This is a genomic window from Plectonema cf. radiosum LEGE 06105, assembly GCF_015207665.1.
In the GTDB taxonomy this organism is placed as follows: Bacteria; Cyanobacteriota; Cyanobacteriia; order Cyanobacteriales; family Nostocaceae; genus Rivularia; species Rivularia radiosa_A.
Genome location: NZ_JADEWL010000022.1, coordinates 1 through 19,145 on the forward strand (window position 1 = coordinate 1; position 19,145 = coordinate 19,145).

The following is a 19,145-nucleotide window of genomic DNA, read 5'->3' on the forward strand; positions in this document are numbered from 1 at the left end:
CTCCCTACCATAATTATTTATTATTCATTATTTACTACTCATCACAATTATCAAGGCTATGTGGGACTACACGGATAAAGTATTAGAATTCTTTTACAATCCAAAAAACCAGGGTGTTTTAGAAGATAAAGGCGAAACTGGAGTTAAAGTTGCTGTTGGAGAAGTCGGTAGTATCGCTTGCGGTGACGCACTGCGACTACACATCAAGGTACAAGAAGACACAAATAAAATCCTTGATGCTCGTTTTCAAACTTTTGGTTGCACAAGTGCGATCGCATCTTCGGAAGCTCTGGTAGAATTAGTTAAGGGAAAAACAATAGAAGAAGCCCTGAAAATTTCTAACAAAGAGATTGCCGAGTACCTTGGGGGATTACCTCAAGAAAAAATGCACTGCTCTGTAATGGGTCAAGAAGCCTTAGAAGCAGCAATATCTAATTATCGAGGTATTCCCCTTGCGGCTCACGATGACGATGACGAAGGAGCGATAATTTGTACTTGCTTCGGCATTACTGAACCTAAAATCCGCCGCATTATTAAGGATAACAAGCTGACTACCGCAGAAGAAGTGACAAATTTTATTAAAGCTGGTGGCGGATGCGGTACTTGTTTAGCAACAATTGATGATATCATCATTGAAAACCAAAGAAATTCTACTTTTACCCCTAAAGCAACATCCAATAACGGGAAAAACGGATTTGTTAGCGATAAACCGCTGACACCAGTGCAAAAAATAGCACTTATACAAAAAATATTAGACGAAGAAATCAGACCCATTTTAATCGCCGATGGGGGAGATGTTGAACTTTACGATGTAGATGGCGATCGCATTCGAGTAATCCTTCAAGGTGCTTGCGGTTCTTGCTCTAGCAGTTTGGCAACTCTCAATAATGCCATTGAAGCTAAATTAAAAGAACGCATTTCTCACAACATTTCAGTTGAAGCAGTTAATAATTAGTGGTTAGTGGATAGTGGATAGTGGTTAGTGGTTAGTGGATAGTGGTTAGTAGCAAAATATCAACCAACAACTATCAACCAACAACTATCAACCATCAACCATCAACCATCAACCAACAAACAACAAACAAAAATCATGAACCCAACTCTAGCAGCATTTGCTGTAGAGCGTGCGCCACCTGCGACGTTCTATAAGCGAGTCACCCTCCTCACAGGAGTGACAACAACTAACAACAACCACTGCACCCACTCGATAAACCACTCAATAGCAGGAGAAAATAATGACTGACGAAAATATCAGACAGATAGCATTCTACGGTAAAGGCGGTATCGGTAAGTCCACCACATCTCAGAATACTCTTGCAGCTATGGCTGAGATGGGAAAAAGAATTATGATCGTAGGTTGCGACCCTAAAGCTGACTCCTGATATATTATTAATATGTACACATAAAAAAATATGTCATGAAAGTAGGTTATGTGCGGGTATCCACTTTTGAGCAAGCTGATTCAGATGCACTTGAACAGCAAACCGCTAGGGTTAAGAAAGCAGGAGCGACTCACACCTTTGCAGATATCGAATCCGGTAGGTCGGATAGGCGTGAACAATTTAACAAAATGTTAGAATTGTGCGCTGCCGGGGAAGTTACTGAAATAATTATTACACGCATAGATCGCTTATCTCGGTCAGTGATACGTATCCACAAAACAATAGCTTCACTCGAACAACTCGGAGTAAAACTAACAATTCTCGACGCTCCTATAGATGACGTAAGTAGTCCGTTTGGTTGGTTCAGCGCTTCACAGATGAGCAGTTTAGCAGAATTCGAGTCTCGTTTATTATCGTCGCGAATCCGCCACGGGTTCGATTATTTTCGAGAACAAAAGAAAGCCTCTTCCCGCCCACCATTTGGATACGCAAGAGTTAAGGAAAAATACGCACCTGACCAATCTATTAATGAGAAGTCGGGGACTAGTAATTGGTGTGTGGCGCTAGCAATAATCGATTACTTCTTATCCCTAAATGCAACGACAAGGGGAACTATAAATTTTTCGTTAACTCAATATGACGTAAAGTGGACACAAGCAGGTTTGCGTTATTGGCTGTTAAATCCGGTACTTCGAGGTGATACAGTTTACAATGTTCGTAATAATCAAAACAATCCCGAAAATTGGATAGTCCATAACAACACCCATATTCCCTTAATATCTCAAGAAACTTTTGAATTAATCAAACAACGATTTGAAGAAAACAGAAATAAATATGCTTTTGGTAATAATAAAATACCCACAAAACAGCTACCACTACAAGGTCAAATGATTTGTGGGTGTTGCGGTTATAAACTCTTTATTAAAAAGAATGATAAATATCTAACTTATCGGGTTCGTTGCAAAAAGCGCGATACATTGGGGGCTAATTTTTGTAAAAATAAGATAGCTATTCGGTTACAACAAGTAATCGAAGCAGTTGATAAATCCTTGATATCGAGAGCGGAAGAAATTGCAAATTATACTAAAATTGCACTTCCTAAAACAAAAATAATATCCCCCGAAATCCTATCTCTTTCTAATCAGCTAAATTCGTTAAAATCTTTACCTAAAAGCGACATTATTGAAGCAGCTATTAAGCAAACTTATCAAGAAATAGCACGAATTGAGCAACAACAAGAAATCACTCACAACATTGATAAAAATCGCATTGAATTAGTCAAAAGAAGTTTATGTAACGCTGATTATTGGGATGATTTACCAGATAACGAAAAGATTGCCATCTATAGAAAACTAGTAGATAGCGTTAAAATTCTTAACGGCGACATTTTAGAAATCAACCTTAACTTTTGATTTCTCGATTTCTAGCTTAAAATCGTTTTCAGATAACGTCATCAGATATTTTCTTTGTTTTTGAGGAAGATGTTTAATCTTGTCGAAGCGTTCGCAAGTTCTCAATAATATTTCGGGTACGGTTTCCTGTAACATAATCAAAATGTAGCGCGTTTTTTTATCATATATACACTATAAGAAAAGGCGCTATCAAATTGTTTTAAATAATAAGTTTAGTCGGTATAAATTGTTAGTCGTTACACCTGAACTAGTAAATTTATAACCCGCGCACCATCCGGGTTTTCTTCGTGTAGCCAAGGCAGCGCGCAGAAGGGGGGTCTCCCCCATGAGCGACTGTGCGACTTATAGTCGCCAGATTATTGACCGAAATGCTCAAATAAAATTTTAATGCCTAAAAATATCAATACTAAACCGCCAATTATTTCAACTTTATTTTTAAATAAATCGCCAAAACTATGACCAATGTAAACAGCAACAAAACAAATACCGAATGTAATTAAACCTACTTTACCCGCCGCTGATAAAATCGAAATTTTTAATACTGATAAACTAATACCTACAGCCAATGCATCAATACTAGTAGCGATAGCTAATCCTAAAAGATTGTAAAAATCAAGGGGGTTAAATGGTTTATCATCATTTTCTACTTGCATTGATTCATAAATTAATTTCCCTCCTAAGAAAGACAATAAACCAAAAGCAATCCAATGGTCTACTTGGGATAATATCTCTCTAAAACTTAGTCCAATAAACCAGCCAATCAAAAGCATCAATGCTTGGAAAATACCAAAAAACAAAGCTATTTTTAAGGCTTTATTAATTTTGATATGTTTAATAATCATTCCACTACTTAGAGAAACAGCACAAGCATCAGCAGCCAAACCTAATCCCATAAAAACTGTTTCCATAATATTGGTAAAAATCACAAATAAACGACTGTATATTTGAGTATAACCTGTTTTAAATCTTGTTATTCTCATATTTTTATCATTTTTAAATCATAGACTTTTCATTTTTATTTATCTCTTTTCACTGAATATTCTTTTAATATAAAAAGACTACTTTAGTGCAAAAGTAAATATAAATTTTACTGATTCTTCAAGGAGAATTTTGTTAATTTTGGATTTATCATCTGTCTTGTTTCATATTTAATTTGATTGAGTACTTTTAAGACTAAAAACCGGGTTTATTGTAAACTCTAAGTCTCAAAGCCTTGATTTTCCCTTGAAGAACCAGTATATCTGAGTTCCCTATGAGCAGAAAGAAAGTGACCAACAAACTAACCTAAAAATAATCAGTTCAATACTTTGATCATGACAATTTCCAAAAAAGTAGCAGATATCCTCTGGACAGCAGCACAGAGATATTTAGCTTCTCTACCAGAAGCGGAACGAAATCAAATTTTAAGTCGTGGAGCGAAGAATTGCGATCGCGAAGCAATGGAATCTCTCTCCGACACTGAACAGACGACTTCCTCGACTAACTCGTGAAAAATTGCAGTTAGTTCTTCCCTAGTAACTATCTCCCAAAAGCCTTTACTCATCGCAATACCTCGTAAAACCTCGGTTCTACTAGCATCTGCGACTACATTTAGCTCTGAAGTTTTGATTAAGCTTTCTAATTTTTGTTGTTTAATGTTGATGGTACTGTCAAAATCAGGGTCATTTAATTGTTTAAGTTTAAAAATTTGCTGTTGTAACTCTAGTATCTCAGATGGTACTTCTTCTGTAGTTTCCACTGGCATATTATCGACTATATTTTCAGCTTTTTCCTTTAAAGCTTGGATTGCAGCATCAATTGCAGTTTCTAACCGAAAATAAGTTCGCACATCGCATTTTTTTGGTTGACGGGGTTTTGGATAAGCACCCGGACATTTTAAGTGTTCGTAGACTTTACCATTGACTTTTGTAGAGCGCTTTTCCATGGTCGAACCACACTCAGCACATTTACATAATCCGACCAATGGATTAGTAATATATTTACGTCTACCACAGGGATGGGTAGACAAAATCTGAATTATCTGTTGATGTTGTGCGAGTGAGATAATTCCTTGATGGTTTGACTGTAGTATGACTCTTTTCTCCGATTCAAATGGATAATAACAAACCATACCGCATAATTGAGGATTAGACAGCCAGCGACGGAATGAAGACACATCTCTGGGAAAATCTTCATATTTATACTTACCAACTCTTTCTAATCCATATTTATCAGTTAATTTCCGAATAGTCTTTGATAATTCTCCCGATTCGATGAACCTTTCTACACATTCACGAGCAACCTCGGCATGAGTATAAACAGTGTTTCGATATTGGGTTGTATTCAGAATCACACTATCGCCATTTTTCACAAAACCGAATACTGCTTGATAAATCTTTCTTTTCTCTTGAAAATACCGATGTCCTTGGATAGCATTGTATCTATTTTTATCTCTCACCTGTGCAGACATCGCAGCTAATATTCTGCTAGTAAATAATCCCTCCGGAGTCTCTAAATCCAAACTTCCACCATCGAGGAATATCAACTCAACTCCAAATTTCTGTAATTCCTGACGTGCAACTTCCCAACCAAGTGCAGAGCGAGTAAATCGGTCAAAACATGGCACAATGATTTGATCAACACAACCACTTCTCACTAGTTCTAATAGCTGGTTATATCCTTTACGCTTATCGCTAGCACCTGATTCTATATCCCAATGAATTTGCTGCTCACTCAACCCGTATTGTTTTAACCGCTCGATATATCGTTCGAGTCCATGACCTTCTGTATGCTGTCTTTGGGTAGAAACTCGACAATAACCCAATGCTCTTGATAAATCGCCCATAATAACTGCTTTCAAAACGATTTATCACATAATATCAGATTTTGTGGTAATTAGCGAAACCGCCACATACAACGTCACCTAATACGTCGTAAGATACGAAATCCAGGTCTTGATAAGCACCATTTTCTTCCAAGAAGTTGATGGAAGTGATAATACCGCGACCTGCACAACCTACACCAGGCTCAGGACCACCGGATTCAACGCAGCGTACACCGCGATAACCTTCGAGCATTACTTCTTCGAGTTCTAAATCTTCTACTGCACCGCGCTCGGCTGCTAAGCTAAGTACGGTTGTTTGTGCTTTGGAGTGGAGCATCAAACGAGTGGTGAGAACTTATTATAGTAGACACTTACAGATAGAGCAAACGGTCATTACCTGCGATCGCGATTTGATTCCTAACTCTAATACTCGACCAAGCAAGCAAGCAAGCCAAAAATGCCGGGTGGGGTTAGTAAGTAGTGAGTAGTAAATTGCATAAAACCCAGGCTCTCGTTCCCTTGGTGGACTACTAGGTGAGGGTAGGGAGTAGGAAGAAGGGAATAGTAAATTTAATTACCCGGCTTGCATTGACTTGCCAGAGTACTAGTTTGAATCCTATAGACGGTAATTCGCTGGAATTTTCCTGCGTTTGTTGCATCAAAAAGAACGTATGGTTTAATAAATAATTTAAATTAAACTCATGGTTCATCAATGTGATCCGCGACTTCACGATAGATGTTCATCACATGAGTATCTGCCAAACTATAATAAACATTGCGTCCTTCACGACGATATTTGACTAGACGCATAGTACGCAAAATTCTCAGTTGGTGAGAGACTGCGGATTCACTCATTTTTACAGATGCGGCTAAATCGCAAACGCATAACTCCTGTTTTGCCAAAGCTGAAAGGAGACGCAAGCGGTGTGGATCAGCGAGAGTTCCGAAAAAATCAGCCATCCGCTGCGCTTTAGATGTTGGTATAATTTCTGGCTGTACTTGACGGACATTATCTAGATGAACTTCACGAGAATCACAGTTAGGTAAATCAAGATTTGGTAAAGATTGCTGTTGCGATTGAGTTGGTTTCGTCATTTAGAGTTACATTTATCACAAATTAAGTTGATTTTTCACTGTATTACAAGCGATATTGATAATATAGCGAAGTTTGAACAAATGTTCATTTATCACATCGGATTGCATCACGTTAATTGAGAAAACTAACTATTGCTATTCTAAATTTTATTTGAAATAAATTAGGACTTACGCAAGTGGCATATTTCGCTCGTAGGGTGCTGTGACACTTTGCTTGATTTTTAACGAAATAATCAGGTTTTCGTGTCACGCACCAACCAGGATATTGTGACAATTGCGTAAGTCCTGTAAATAATCTTTGAAAGATGAAAAAATCGCTGTATTACCTATGACAGCCTGAATATATACAAATATGAAATCAGCATGAAATAAGAGTATTTCTTTTGATAGAAATTTTATTTAGCTCTAATGATAGACGCAAACGAAAGGAATAATTATCTATCAATATATAAGCGTGTATTTTATAACAGGAAATAAATTGATTTATGCTTTTAGTTCACAAAAAATACTAGTAGATGAAGGCAGTCCCGATGAAAAACAATTTACATCACCAATTGTCTAAGTCTTAATATTTCTTCCTACTGCCTACTGCCCGACTTAGAAGGCAGAAGGAATAAAGCTTATTTTATAGGCTTTTGTTTATTTTGAATGCTTGTCTTATTTACGCTCCCACTGTACTAGTCTAGTTGTCTTGAAGCTCCAAACCATAGTTCCCAGGAATCAATACTGGAAATTACGAAAGGTGATTTAGCTGTTTAGAGTAAAAAGAAAAAATATCAAAATTTCAAATGGACTCCAAATCTCATCACAAGCCCTATATTAGCCTACTGATTGCATTATCAATCTCTTACGTTGTCATGTTCTTCTTGATGTTTTCACGAGTTAATGAGTTTGCCAATTTATTCCTCAGCCTCAATCAAGTGTACATGGCAGGATTAATGATAGCAGCGATGTTGCTCATTATGCTGACGGCAATGGGTTCAATGTACAAAAACAAGAAATTAAACATTGCACTTCTGATTGGGGGAACCGCAATCATCTTCATGTTTTGGACTCTTTTGCGATCGCAAGCAGGAGTAGGAAATCAACAATTTTTGCGCTCTATGATTCCCCATCACGCTGCTGCTATTCTTGTATGTGAGCAGGCATCCGTGACAGATTCACGAATTCAAGAGCTATGTACGGAGATTGTCAAGACCCAAAAGGAAGAGATTAGAATCATGAAAGCATTAATGGAGTAGTGATAATAGCAAGCAATTGAGTATCTTAATTCTTTAAAAAGGAGAAATCAAATGGCACTAGTTTTAGAACAAATCAACGCACCAGGACTTGCTCAGTTATCTTACCTGATTGGTGATGATAAAGCAGGAGTGGTGGCTGTGATTGACCCGCAGCGGGATGCTGATGTATATCTACAAATGGCAAGAAGTCGTGGTTTGAGAATTACTCATATTATTGAAACTCATATCCATGCCGATTTTGTTTCTGGTTCTCACGAACTCAAAGCCAGAACGGGTGCTAGAATTTACGGTGGTAAAAGTGATGATTACCAGTTCGATTTACACCAGTTGGCTGAAGGTGATGAATTGCACCTTGGTAAAATTACTCTCCGTGTGTTGCAAACACCTGGTCATACTCCAGAACACATTTGTTTGCAGATATTTGATAGTCAGCAAGGTGAACAACCATTTGGTTTATTTACTGGCGATACATTGTTTAATTTAGATGTAGGAAGACCAGATTTAGTCGGTAAAGATACTGAGGAAAAACAAGCCGCACAGTTATATCATTCGCTGTTTGATCGGCTTTTACCTTTAGGAGATAGAATCGAAATTTATCCCTGTCACGGTGCGGGTTCGGCTTGCGGACGTTCCATCGGAGACAGAAAACAAAGCACTATCGGTAACGAACGAATTTTCAGCGAAGCTTTTAAACAAAGAACAGAATCAGAGTTTGTGGAGTGGATTTTAAGTGGAATGCCAGAACCACCTACTTACTATTCTTATCTGAAAAAGGTAAATGCTAAAGGTGCAAAAGTTCTAGGATGTGTACCGACTTTACCACCGCTATCAGTTGAGCAATTCCAACAGCAAATGCAAAATGAGAACACAGTAGTTATAGACGCTCGCTCAATTCTAGCTTTTGGTGGCGGACATATCTCTGGTGCAATCAATATTGCTTTAACCTCATCATTTCCAGCTTGGATTGGCTGGATGATTGATCCAAATAAAACTATTTTGCTGGTAGTAGAAAGCGAGCGAGATATATCTTTGGTAGTAGAACATCTCTTCCGTATTGGTTATGACAATTTAGCTGGATATTTACATGATGGAATGACAAGTTGGCAAAATGCTGGATTACCTTTACAACATCTAGGGGAGTGGACTGTAAACGAGTTAAATCAACACAAAGAAGATGCAAATTTAACAGTATTAGATGTTCGTAGCGACGGCGAATATGAAAACGGTTATGTGTCAGGAGCTAAGCATATTTATCTACCACATTTAGAAAATCACTTAGATGAGTTGGATAAAAATCAAACAATTGCTACTTACTGTGGTAGTGGTTATCGGGCTTCAATCGCTGCGAGTATTTTACAAAAACACGGTTTTGAGAACGTTATTAATATACCCGGTTCGTGGATTGCTTGGAAAAATCAAAATTTACCAGTAGAAAAACCAGCGTAATTTTCAAGGATTCAATTAATTTTAGTAATTTCAATAAAGTATTCTTGTTAAGGGGAACCTGGATGAATGCATAAGAGAATTTTAATAATAATTCCTACCTAAAGTGTGCGGTACAGCCAGAAAAAGTCATGACTAAAGAAGCAAAGGATTGTCAGGATTACTGTCCGCAAAATAAATGCCCATGAATTATATTTCTAAATCAAATAAATCAAATCAAACCTTTCAATTAAAAGATGGTCGCCAAATGGGATATGCCGAATTCGGCGATCCGAATGGAAAACCCGTATTCTTTTTCCACGGTACACCAGGAGCGAGGTTGTTTCGTCATCCTGACGAATCTATTGCGACAGCTTTAACAGCTCGAATTATTACCATTGAACGTCCGGGATATGGTTTGTCGGACTTTCAGCCAGATAATACGTTAGTCAATTGGACCCAAGACGTAGTTCAACTTGCTGATTTTTTGAACATTGAGCAATTTGTTGTTGCAGGTGTGTCTGGAGGTGGACCTTACGCTCTTGCTTGTATATCCGAAATCCCCGAACGGATTATACGAGTTGGTGTTATTAGCAGTCTGTCTCCCCTTAATGTCTCTCACTTTACTGAAGGAACGAACGCGATTAACCGAGTTTTAATAGGGATAGCGCACTATACCCCTTTTCTTCTAAAACCTTTGTTGAGTCCAATTGCACTAATAGGACGCAAAAATCCGCAAAAGTTATTTGATTATGGGCTGAGAAATTATTTTCCCGTACACGACCAAAAGGTTTTATTTCGGCCTGCGGTGCGAGATATGTTTTTAGAACACTTGCCTCAAGCTTTTCATCAGGGAGCTCGTGGATTTGCCTTAGATATGAACATTTTTGCCGAATCTTGGGGCTTTCAACTCAAGAATATCTCACCAAAAGTCTACCTTTGGCATGGCGAGAAAGATGAAAATGTTGCTTTGAGTGCTGGGCGATATCTTGCAAATACTATTCCCAACTGTGAAGCTCATTTTTATCCCGATGAAGGACATCTGCTGATATTTAACCATTGGCAAGAAATTCTTACCACTTTAGTTAGTTAACTTGTTTGTTTTCTGCTCTATTACCGATTAATTAATGTCGAACGGATGCTAGCTGATTCAGATGCATTTTTAATCTTATGTAATCAAATTAAACCAACATATTTAGGAATAAACAAACCATGACTAATTGTACTGAAACTCTTGAAGGATACGTTGTTGATATTATCTGCATCCGGAAATACCCTAACAATGAAATGATCGAACGCGCCCGCGTTCACACCCGTGATTGCGGTTTAGCCGGACATTGCGCTGAAAGTGGCTACGGTTTGATAGATGAACAAGGAAGAGTCGCATTGTTAGATCCGAAAGCCACACTACAGGTGGTTAAGGAAATACGCAATAGTCAGCGAAATCGGGGGATTAAATTACAGGTGAAGCGCGAAATGCAGACTGGTGGAGAAATGGAGACGATTGAAGTTAAAGAGATTCAGCAATATTAAACTAATTTAATCTTTAACCATTTCTCAATCAAATAATTCATATTCTGTTAATGCAACATTCCGATAACCGAAAATTTTCCTTCAAATAACATTGATTTTTCCAAAAATATCAAATTAATTTCTACTTTACGTGACTGTAGTTGTAATAAGTACCATTTTAATCTTACAAAAATATATTTTTATAACTTTATCTCTTGACTCTCTAGTCTACTAGAGGGTTTAACATATAAAGAAGTAAATTACTTGTACTTGATTACAAATAAGACTATGACTATCCAAGTGAAAGTTCCGAATATCGCTTGTTCTGCCTGTGTAAATACTGTAACTAAAGCGATTCCGCTTTATTAATAATTAATAGATATCTCCGGAAAACATTTATATGATTTCAAATTTAAATAAATAGCTAATCCCCTACCCCCCCCTTTCCAAAAGCGGGAAGGAGGGAAATAAAGCCTCTCTCCCTGTGAAAGAGAGGTTTGTGTACAGTTGTTTTTTCATTTCCCGTAGATGTCTAATGGATACTATTACCCTTAAACTAAGAGGCATGAGTTGTGCTTCTTGTGCTAACAGTATTGAAAAAGCTATTAATTCGGTTCCTGGAGTTAGCGAATGCAATGTCAACTTTGGTGCTGAACAAGCTACTGTTAAATATAATCCTCAAAAAACTGATATTAAACAGATTCAAGATGCGGTTGATGCAGCAGGATATAGCGCAAATCCCCTACAAGAACAAGAAATGATTACTGGGGAAGATGACGAAGAGAAAGCTGCGAGAATTGCCGAATCCCGCGAATTGATGCATAAGTTAATTGTAGGTGGTGTAATTAGTATTATCCTCATAGTAGGTTCATTACCAATGATGACCGGATTACACTTACCGTTTATTCCTACATGGTTGCATAACCCGTGGTTGCAGTTAGTGCTAACTGTACCCGTACAATTTTGGTGCGGTTACGGGTTCTATATCGGGACTTGGAAAGCTCTCAAACGTCGTAATGCCACAATGGATACTTTGATTGCTTTGGGTACTTCAGCAGCGTTTTTCTATTCGCTATTTGCAACAGTATTTCCCGATTTCTTTATCAATCAAGGGTTGATGCCGGAGGTGTATTATGAAACTGCTGCGGTTGTAATTACTTTGATTCTTTTAGGAAAGTTTTTCGAGAATCGCGCTAAAGGACAAACTAGTGAAGCAATTCGTAAGTTAATCGGTTTACAAGCTAGAGATGCACGGGTAATTCGTAATGGTGAAGAAATAGACGTTCCCATTCAAGAAGTTCAGCTTGGTGATATTATTCTTGTGCGTCCTGGTGAGAAAATACCTGTAGATGGAGAAGTTATTCAAGGTAGATCAACTGTAGATGAAGCAATGGTGACGGGGGAAAGCGTACCTGCGAAAAAGCAGCCCGGTGATGAAGTTATCGGTGCGACGATTAATAAAACTGGTAGTTTTAAGTTTAGGGCAACAAGGGTAGGAAAAGATACTGTACTATCGCAAATTGTCCAGTTAGTCAAACAAGCACAGGGAAGTAAAGCCCCTATTCAGAGATTAGCAGACCAGGTGACCGGATGGTTTGTTCCGGTGGTAATCGCGATCGCAATTTGTACTTTTGTTATTTGGTATACGTTGGGTAATATCAGTCTAGCTTTAGTTACGACAGTGAGTGTTTTAATTATCGCTTGTCCCTGTGCTTTAGGTTTGGCTACTCCCACATCGGTGATGGTTGGTACGGGTAAAGGTGCTGAAAATGGTATTTTGATTAAAGGTGCCGAAAGTCTGGAACTCGCTCATAAAATTCAGACGATTATTTTGGATAAAACCGGGACTTTGACGGAAGGGAAACCGACTGTGACTAATTTTATTACCGTGGGCGGAACTGCTAATCAAAATGAATTGAAACTGATTAAATTAGCCGCTTCTTTAGAGCGTAATTCCGAACATCCTTTGGCGGAAGCCGTAGTTAGATATGCTGAGTATCAGAATGTAGAGATTACAGATGTTGATAATTTTGAAGCGGTTGCTGGAAGTGGCGTTCAAGGATATGTATCAGATAAATTGGTGCAAATTGGCACTCAGCGATGGCTGGAAGAACTTGGAATTGATACTAATTTATTCGGGGAGCAGAAACAGACTTGGGAATCCCTTGGACAAACTGTAATTTGGATTGCTGTCGATGGACAAGTTGAAGCTTTGATGGGAATTGCCGATACTCTCAAAGCTACTTCTATTGAAGCGGTACGAGTGATGCAGAAGTTGGGTTTGTCTGTGGTAATGTTAACCGGAGATAACCGTCCAACAGCAGAAGCAATTGCCTCGGAAGTTGGTATTTCCTTGGTTTTTGCGGAAGTTAGACCAGACCAAAAAGCGGCAGTTGTCAAGTCTTTGCAGCAACAAGGTAAAATTGTCGCAATGGTGGGAGATGGGATTAATGATGCTCCAGCCTTAGCACAAGCTGATGTGGGAATGGCTATTGGGACAGGAACTGATGTCGCGATCGCAGCAAGTGACATCACTTTAATTTCGGGTGATTTGCGTTCTATTGTCACGGCGATTAAACTTTCTCGCGCTACTATCAATAATATTCGTCAGAATCTGTTCTTTGCTTTTTTTTACAATGTTTTAGGTATTCCCATTGCTGCGGGAATTTTGTTTCCGATATTTGGTTGGTTATTAAATCCGATTATCGCGGGGGGTGCAATGGCTTTTAGTTCGGTTTCGGTGGTGACGAATGCTTTACGGTTGCGTAATTTTAAGTTGAAGGGGTGAGCAAGAAAGAGATTTTTTTAACGCAAAGGTGCGCGGAGTTGAGCGCAAAGGTACGCTGAGGGGAACAGAGAAAATGTCTATGAATAAAGATCATTCCGAAGAATATAAATTATGGCTCAATGAACAGATTGCCCTTGGTCTTAAGGAGCTTGATAGTGGAAAGGGTTTACCTGCCATTAATGCACGGGAGCGCATCTGCGTCAAGGCACAACAACTTAGGCAAAAAAACCACGTAATCCAGGAAAAACCTGATTAATTTAATTTTTTAGTGGTAGTTAGCGGAAAGTGGCGGTTTCGCTATGCCTATTCGTGAAGGTAAAGCACAAGAAATCTACATTGTGACCTCCGGTGAGATGATGGCAATGTATGCTGCTAACAACATTGCTCGTGGTGTTCTTAAGTATGCTCATTCTGGTGGTGTACGTTTGGGTGGCTTGATTTGTAACAGCCGTAAAGTTGACCGAGAAATCGACTTGATCGAAACCTTGGCTGCACGTTTGAACACTCAAATGATTCACTTCGTACCTCGCGACAACATTGTACAACATGCCGAATTACGCCGCATGACTGTTAACGAGTATGCACCTGATAGCGCACAAGCTAAAGAGTACGCTGCTTTAGCAGAGAAAATCGTTAACAACAAAAACCTCACCATTCCTACACCGAAAGAGCAAACAACGTAAGTTTTTGGTGTAGAATATCTGAACCTCTAGTAATCATAGGTGTTTGAGAGTGAAAGTAGGGTACGTTAGAGTTTCAACAGGGGAACAAGACGAGGCTTTAGTTCAACAAACAGAGCGAATCAAAAAAGCTGGTGTTGCGATGATTTTTTCAGATGTGAAGTCTGGGAGGTCAGATAACAGAGCAGAATTTAACAAACTTTTAGAACAATGTCGTAACGGTGATATTTCCGAAATAGTTATTACCAGAATTGATCGACTAGCAAGGTCAATAGTTACAATTAATAAAGCAATTGCATTATTTAATCAGATGGGAATCAAATTAATCATTCTGGATTCACCTGTTGATGATTTACAGAATCCGTTTGCAAAATTTTCATTAAACCAGATGGGAGCATTAGCTGAATTTGAACTAGACTTGCTTCAAAATCGAGTCAAGCACGGATACAATCATTTCCGAGAACAAGGGAAAGCTTGTCCTCAACCACCATTCGGCTATGCAAGAATTGATGAAAAATATGTACCTGACTTATCATTGCACGATTCAGGTAAAACTCATTGGGCAATTGCCAAAGAAATTATCGAGTATTTGTTAACAAATCAAAGTAGTATCAGGAAGACGATTCAATTTTTTTTTAAAGAATATAATCTCAAATTTTCTACTACTGGATTAACAACCTGGTTACATAACCCAGTGTTAAGAGGAAATACCAGATATAACGTCAAGAAATATCGCAACAATCCGGAAAATTGGGATATCAGATATAACACTCACGAACCGCTAATAACCAATGAAATTTACAGAGAAATAGAAATATTATTAACTGAAAATAGTCGTCGCTGGGGAAAGAATAATCGGGACAACAGTAACATTGGTAAGGGTTTACTATCCGGTCAAATATTTTGTGGTGATTGTGGTGGGAAATGCTATGCAAACAACAAGCCATATATTCCCGTTAGATGTAAAAATCGTGGAATGTATGGTGATAAATATTGTCAAAATAAAACAAGTATTCATCTTGTGAAAGTGGTGGATGCAGTAGATAAAGCCCTGAGTAAAAAAGCTATTGATTTGAAAGATTTTATAGTTAATAATCAACCAAGAACACAATTAGAAACACCGGAAATTATTGAATTAAAATCATCATTAAAAAATTTAGAAAAATTGCCTGTAAATGCAGCGATTGACGAGGCAATTATCAAAATTAAATTACAGATACAGCAGCATCAGATTAACAATATTAATGAAACTGCTTTTCAAATTGAACAGGTCAAAGAATTTGTACAGTTTTTTTCTGATATTAGATTTTACAAAAATATGAAAGAATCAGTAAAAAACAAACTATACAAAAATTTTATCAAATCAGTTACAATATTAGGCGGCGAGGTTGTTACTGTTGATTTTGTTCAATTGCTTTGCTGAATCAGGATTGTTCATTAACTGCTTTAATGCATTATCATCAAGGTATTTGAAGCGTTTGAACAGCATTAATTGTTCTAGTAATTCTTCGGCTAGGGTTTTCATTTACTTATTCGTCAATATTTACAACAAAAAATTAGCTAATCAACTGATTAACACTAAGATAATGCTGAATTAATTGTTGTGCTGTAATAGATAAACAATAAGTTTAGGAAAACTACATTGATGAATAAAAATATTAAGTCCGGATGATTACTGCGTTAGCGTTAAAAGATTACCGAAAAAAAAACCGTCCTAGACGCAGCGTTCGCGCAGCGTGTCGCGACAGCGACACAAAGTGCGGTCTTGGGGTACCCCCAAGTGGAGCAACTTTTCAAGACAGAGAACGCAAAGGAAAGAGATAAAGAGAAATAGATAATTTTCGAGCGGGATAGGAGTAGTTATTATTCCCTGTTAACTCGATACCACTGAGTTTGTCCATTAGCTTGGTCGATTAAATTCACACCTACAGCTTGTAATTGATTACGGATAGAGTCGGATAAAGCGAAGTTACGATTTTTACGTGCATCTTGTCGCTGCTGAATTAGAACTTCAATTTCTGCATCACTTAGAGATTCGGATTTAGCTTTGTTTTCTGCAACAGGTAAAACCGATAGTCCAAATACCTGAGCTAATTTGACTAAAGTCAGCCACATTTGATTTATCTTTTCTGGAGAATTGTCAGTTTTACCTTGATGAGTCAGTAAATTACCTTCTCGACGCAACTCTTTTGCTAATTCAAATAAAACAGCTAACCCTCCAGATGTATTAAAATCATCATCCATTGCTGTTTGAAAGCTCTCTATCTCAGGATTGCAGATTTGAGATTTTGGATTTATTTCTTCCCATGCCAATTTTTCGCCATACTGGTAGCCGAATAACAACCCGGCTTTGAGAGTTTCCCAAGCATTTTGGGTAGATAGAATAGCATCTTCTGTAAAATCCAAAGGCTTGCGATAATGGGCTTGCAGTACAAATAATCTCACAACCATGGGGTCAATGGGTCGCTCCAGTAATTCTCGAATCGTCGTAAAATTACTTAAAGACTTAGACATTTTTTCACCATTCACCGTTACCATACCGTTGTGCATCCAGTAATTAGCGAGTGGTTTAGCTGTAATTACTTCTGATTGAGCAATTTCATTTTCGTGGTGAGGAAATACCAAATCACCACCACCACCATGAATATCAATAGTTTCTCCCAAAACAGCGCCAATCATTGCCGAACATTCAACGTGCCACCCCGGTCTTCCCATTCCCCAAGGTGATTCCCAACCGGGTTCTCCCGGTTTGGCTGCTTTCCACAACGCAAAATCAGACGGTTTATGTTTCTTCTTCCCTGATGGGTCTTCTAAGTCTACTCTACCACTTGCCCCAGCTTGCATATCTTCCAAATCTCTACCGGAAAGTTTGCCATATTCTGGGAAGTTTTCTGTTTGATAATAGACATCTCCATTTGCTGCATAAGCATAGTTTTTTCGTTCTAATTCTGCAATCAACTGATGAATTGCGGGGATATTTTCAGTCACACGAGGATACTCAGATGCATCGATGACATTTAAGCGACGAATATCTTCAAAGTAGGCTTGAATGTACTTTTCGGAAACCTTTTCCATTGAAGTATTTTGAGCATTAGCGCGATTGAGAATTTTGTCGTCAATGTCGGTAAAGTTTTGCACGTATCGAACGGAGTAACCCAACCATTGTAAATAACGTCGCACCATATCCCAAACAATATAAGACCTTGCATGACCCAGGTGACAATAATCATAAACCGTTACACCACAGCAGTACATTTTTACCTTTCCTGTTTCTAACGGCTGAAAAGTTTCTTTACGACGGCTCATGGTGTTATATATTGTCAGAGTCATAGCTAAATAATTAAGTTAACAAATAACAAACAAATTCAAAATTTCCAAGATTTCAATATTGCGATCGCAATCCTAAAATACATGACAAAATTTAAGAAGCAAAAGAAATTATAGTAGATGTCTCTAGTACTGAAGGAACGGGAAAAACTTGATTAAACTCAATAATTCCTCTAATAGCATTAAATATTGGCTGCCATTTTACACCGCGAATATGCTTGTAGCACTTGTTTATTTGGTAATCAGTAGCTTGGTCGCAGTAATTAACTACTATTTTATCGGCAAAGAATATTTGATTAGTTACTAAGTAGCGTTGTGCATCGGTAGGTGGATATTTCGTTGCATTAATCACTGTAATAACTTCTTTCAAAATAATCTTTTCTGGGGAGAAGTGTTGACGAATTGTTCTAATAACTGGGATTGGGTCAGTTTCGTGACTAGCTTCAATAAACAATTGCTGAGTGTCTACTTTTTCAGTTTCTTTATCAACAAGTAAATCGTTAATTAATTGTTTTAAATCTTTGAGTCCACTACAGCAAATACAACCACTACTAAGGTTTTGGGAACCGCTCTGTATATGTTCTACAGTATTTTTAGTTTGACTGCTCAGATGTTTTATCAGACTTGTTTTTCCACTACCTGCAAACCCTAGAACTAGAGTAACAGGCAATGATTTCATTTGATTTACCATTGCCTTTGTCAAAGTTACAAATTAATGAAAATTAGCATTATGTCGAATCAAATTCATAAATTCCTCACGAGTACGTGCATCTTCTGAAAATACACCACGCATTGCACTAGTAACAGTCCAAGAACCAGGTTTTTGTACACCACGCATTACCATACACATATGACTTGCTTCTATAACTACTGCGACACCTTGGGGTTTAAGTAAACCTTGGAGTGCATCAGCAATTTGTAAAGTCAATCTTTCTTGTACTTGTAAACGTCTTGCATACATTTCACAAATACGAGCAATTTTTGATAACCCGATGACTTTACCATTAGGAATATAAGCAACATGAGCGCGACCAAGTATTGGTAAAATATGATGTTCACAAGAACTGAAAATATCAATATCCCTTACCAATACCATTTCGTTTGCATCTTCTGTAAATACTGCACCATTTAACAGGTCATCCAAAGATTCATCATATCCTTTCGTCAAAAATTGTAAGGCTTTTACAACTCTTTTTGGAGTATCTTTGAGTCCTTCTCTATCTGGGTCTTCTCCTAATCCAAGTAGTAAAGTTCTCACAGCTTGCATCATTTCTGCTTCTGTAACATTCGGTTGTTGTTTAGTAGATAAAGATGAAACAACTTGCTCAGCAGAATTTAATTCGGAACGGAAAGATAAAGTCATTATTCTAATTAGTTGTTAGTTGTTAGTTGTTAGTTGATGGTTATTAGTTGATGGTTGTTAGTTATTAGTTGATGGTTGATGGTTGACAATAATTAACCACTATCTACTATCTACTAACCA

Annotated in this window: 18 protein-coding genes and 1 pseudogene; 12 read left to right on the forward strand and 7 right to left on the reverse strand. The window is 37.8% G+C overall.

From position 1 onward, the window contains the following. Positions 1–58: 58 nt before the first annotated feature. The 4 genes and pseudogenes from nifU (at position 59) to xisF (IQ247_RS09640) (ending at position 2,794) form a co-directional block, all read left to right on the forward strand. On the forward strand, positions 59–955 hold the full coding sequence (gene nifU, locus IQ247_RS09625; protein WP_193919344.1) for a Fe-S cluster assembly protein NifU: 897 nt from the start codon (positions 59–61) through the stop codon (positions 953–955). A 135-nt stretch (positions 956–1,090) separates the two neighbouring features. Then, on the forward strand, positions 1,091–1,243 hold the full coding sequence (locus IQ247_RS09630; RefSeq protein ID WP_193919346.1) for a hypothetical protein: 153 nt from the start codon (positions 1,091–1,093) through the stop codon (positions 1,241–1,243). Then, positions 1,236–1,379: pseudogene (locus tag IQ247_RS09635) on the forward strand (ArsA-related P-loop ATPase); the annotation flags it as partial. The gene IQ247_RS09630 and the pseudogene IQ247_RS09635, both read left to right, overlap by 8 nt. 38 nt (positions 1,380–1,417) lie before the next feature. After that, positions 1,418–2,794, forward strand: coding sequence for a fdxN element excision recombinase XisF (gene xisF, locus IQ247_RS09640; RefSeq protein WP_193919348.1), 1,377 nt, complete (start codon positions 1,418–1,420; stop codon positions 2,792–2,794). Positions 2,795–3,150: 356 nt separating this feature from the next. On the opposite strand, the gene IQ247_RS09645 is transcribed toward xisF (IQ247_RS09640), so the two are convergent. From IQ247_RS09645 to IQ247_RS09660, 4 genes are all read right to left on the reverse strand, one after another. Beyond that, on the reverse strand, positions 3,151–3,675 hold the full coding sequence (locus IQ247_RS09645; protein ID WP_228059612.1) for a manganese efflux pump MntP: 525 nt from the start codon (positions 3,673–3,675) through the stop codon (positions 3,151–3,153). Positions 3,676–4,190: 515 nt separating this feature from the next. Beyond that, complete coding sequence (gene xisF, locus IQ247_RS09650) at positions 4,191–5,618, reverse strand: fdxN element excision recombinase XisF (protein ID WP_193919350.1); 1,428 nt, start codon at positions 5,616–5,618, stop codon at positions 4,191–4,193. A gap of 34 nt (positions 5,619–5,652) precedes the next feature. Further along, positions 5,653–5,934, reverse strand: a complete 282-nt coding sequence (locus IQ247_RS09655) for a NifH family ATP-binding protein (RefSeq protein ID WP_322745474.1) — start codon at positions 5,932–5,934, stop codon at positions 5,653–5,655. A gap of 362 nt (positions 5,935–6,296) precedes the next feature. Then, positions 6,297–6,692 (reverse strand): ArsR/SmtB family transcription factor, encoded by a 396-nt coding sequence (locus tag IQ247_RS09660; protein ID WP_193919352.1) that lies wholly within the window; start codon positions 6,690–6,692, stop codon positions 6,297–6,299. A 788-nt stretch (positions 6,693–7,480) separates the two neighbouring features. Between IQ247_RS09660 and IQ247_RS09665 the strand changes: the two genes are divergently transcribed. The 8 genes from IQ247_RS09665 to xisF (IQ247_RS09700) all read left to right on the forward strand — a co-directional run bounded on the left by IQ247_RS09665 (position 7,481) and on the right by xisF (IQ247_RS09700) (position 15,758). Continuing rightward, positions 7,481–7,933 carry a DUF305 domain-containing protein gene (locus tag IQ247_RS09665; RefSeq protein ID WP_193919354.1) on the forward strand — a complete coding sequence of 151 codons (453 nt, stop codon included), beginning with the start codon at positions 7,481–7,483 and terminating at the stop codon, positions 7,931–7,933. Between the two features lie 51 nt (positions 7,934–7,984). Then, a complete protein-coding gene (locus tag IQ247_RS09670) occupies positions 7,985–9,379 on the forward strand; it encodes an MBL fold metallo-hydrolase (protein ID WP_193919356.1) in 1,395 nt (464 codons plus the stop codon). A 181-nt stretch (positions 9,380–9,560) separates the two neighbouring features. Then, complete coding sequence (locus IQ247_RS09675) at positions 9,561–10,448, forward strand: alpha/beta fold hydrolase (RefSeq protein ID WP_193919358.1); 888 nt, start codon at positions 9,561–9,563, stop codon at positions 10,446–10,448. Between the two features lie 119 nt (positions 10,449–10,567). Further along, on the forward strand, positions 10,568–10,888 hold the full coding sequence (locus IQ247_RS09680) for a hypothetical protein (protein ID WP_193919360.1): 321 nt from the start codon (positions 10,568–10,570) through the stop codon (positions 10,886–10,888). Positions 10,889–11,402: 514 nt separating this feature from the next. Next, complete coding sequence (locus IQ247_RS09685) at positions 11,403–13,655, forward strand: heavy metal translocating P-type ATPase (RefSeq protein ID WP_193919362.1); 2,253 nt, start codon at positions 11,403–11,405, stop codon at positions 13,653–13,655. A gap of 79 nt (positions 13,656–13,734) precedes the next feature. After that, positions 13,735–13,911 (forward strand): hypothetical protein, encoded by a 177-nt coding sequence (locus tag IQ247_RS09690; protein ID WP_228059613.1) that lies wholly within the window; start codon positions 13,735–13,737, stop codon positions 13,909–13,911. Between the two features lie 43 nt (positions 13,912–13,954). Further along, positions 13,955–14,338, forward strand: coding sequence for a NifH family ATP-binding protein (locus tag IQ247_RS09695; protein WP_322745475.1), 384 nt, complete (start codon positions 13,955–13,957; stop codon positions 14,336–14,338). Between the two features lie 49 nt (positions 14,339–14,387). Further along, positions 14,388–15,758: a fdxN element excision recombinase XisF gene (gene xisF / locus IQ247_RS09700; RefSeq protein ID WP_193919367.1), complete on the forward strand. Its 1,371-nt coding sequence runs from the start codon at positions 14,388–14,390 to the stop codon at positions 15,756–15,758. A gap of 440 nt (positions 15,759–16,198) precedes the next feature. Here xisF (IQ247_RS09700) and cysS read toward each other — a convergent pair whose 3' ends face one another. The 3 genes from cysS to folE all read right to left on the reverse strand — a co-directional run bounded on the left by cysS (position 16,199) and on the right by folE (position 19,025). Then, positions 16,199–17,665 (reverse strand): cysteine--tRNA ligase, encoded by a 1,467-nt coding sequence (gene cysS, locus IQ247_RS09705; RefSeq protein ID WP_193919369.1) that lies wholly within the window; start codon positions 17,663–17,665, stop codon positions 16,199–16,201. Between the two features lie 91 nt (positions 17,666–17,756). Next, positions 17,757–18,341, reverse strand: a complete 585-nt coding sequence (locus IQ247_RS09710; RefSeq protein WP_193919371.1) for a GTP-binding protein — start codon at positions 18,339–18,341, stop codon at positions 17,757–17,759. A 33-nt stretch (positions 18,342–18,374) separates the two neighbouring features. Then, complete coding sequence (gene folE, locus IQ247_RS09715) at positions 18,375–19,025, reverse strand: GTP cyclohydrolase I FolE (RefSeq protein ID WP_193919372.1); 651 nt, start codon at positions 19,023–19,025, stop codon at positions 18,375–18,377. Between the last annotated feature and the right edge of the window lie 120 nt (positions 19,026–19,145).

Coding starts and splice junctions, on each gene's coding strand:
- IQ247_RS09670 (WP_193919356.1), top strand. CDS start 7,985: ATGGCACTAGTTTTAGAACAAATCAACGCACCAGGACTTGCTCAGTTA.
- xisF (WP_193919350.1), bottom strand. CDS start 5,618: ATGGGCGATTTATCAAGAGCATTGGGTTATTGTCGAGTTTCTACCCAA.
- IQ247_RS09660 (WP_193919352.1), bottom strand. CDS start 6,692: ATGACGAAACCAACTCAATCGCAACAGCAATCTTTACCAAATCTTGAT.
- IQ247_RS09690 (WP_228059613.1), top strand. CDS start 13,735: ATGAATAAAGATCATTCCGAAGAATATAAATTATGGCTCAATGAACAG.
- IQ247_RS09655 (WP_322745474.1), bottom strand. CDS start 5,934: ATGCTCCACTCCAAAGCACAAACAACCGTACTTAGCTTAGCAGCCGAG.
- folE (WP_193919372.1), bottom strand. CDS start 19,025: ATGACTTTATCTTTCCGTTCCGAATTAAATTCTGCTGAGCAAGTTGTT.
- IQ247_RS09710 (WP_193919371.1), bottom strand. CDS start 18,341: ATGAAATCATTGCCTGTTACTCTAGTTCTAGGGTTTGCAGGTAGTGGA.
- IQ247_RS09630 (WP_193919346.1), top strand. CDS start 1,091: ATGAACCCAACTCTAGCAGCATTTGCTGTAGAGCGTGCGCCACCTGCG.
- IQ247_RS09675 (WP_193919358.1), top strand. CDS start 9,561: ATGAATTATATTTCTAAATCAAATAAATCAAATCAAACCTTTCAATTA.
- IQ247_RS09665 (WP_193919354.1), top strand. CDS start 7,481: ATGGACTCCAAATCTCATCACAAGCCCTATATTAGCCTACTGATTGCA.
- xisF (WP_193919348.1), top strand. CDS start 1,418: ATGAAAGTAGGTTATGTGCGGGTATCCACTTTTGAGCAAGCTGATTCA.
- cysS (WP_193919369.1), bottom strand. CDS start 17,665: ATGACTCTGACAATATATAACACCATGAGCCGTCGTAAAGAAACTTTT.
- IQ247_RS09680 (WP_193919360.1), top strand. CDS start 10,568: ATGACTAATTGTACTGAAACTCTTGAAGGATACGTTGTTGATATTATC.
- IQ247_RS09695 (WP_322745475.1), top strand. CDS start 13,955: ATGCCTATTCGTGAAGGTAAAGCACAAGAAATCTACATTGTGACCTCC.
- IQ247_RS09685 (WP_193919362.1), top strand. CDS start 11,403: ATGGATACTATTACCCTTAAACTAAGAGGCATGAGTTGTGCTTCTTGT.
- nifU (WP_193919344.1), top strand. CDS start 59: ATGTGGGACTACACGGATAAAGTATTAGAATTCTTTTACAATCCAAAA.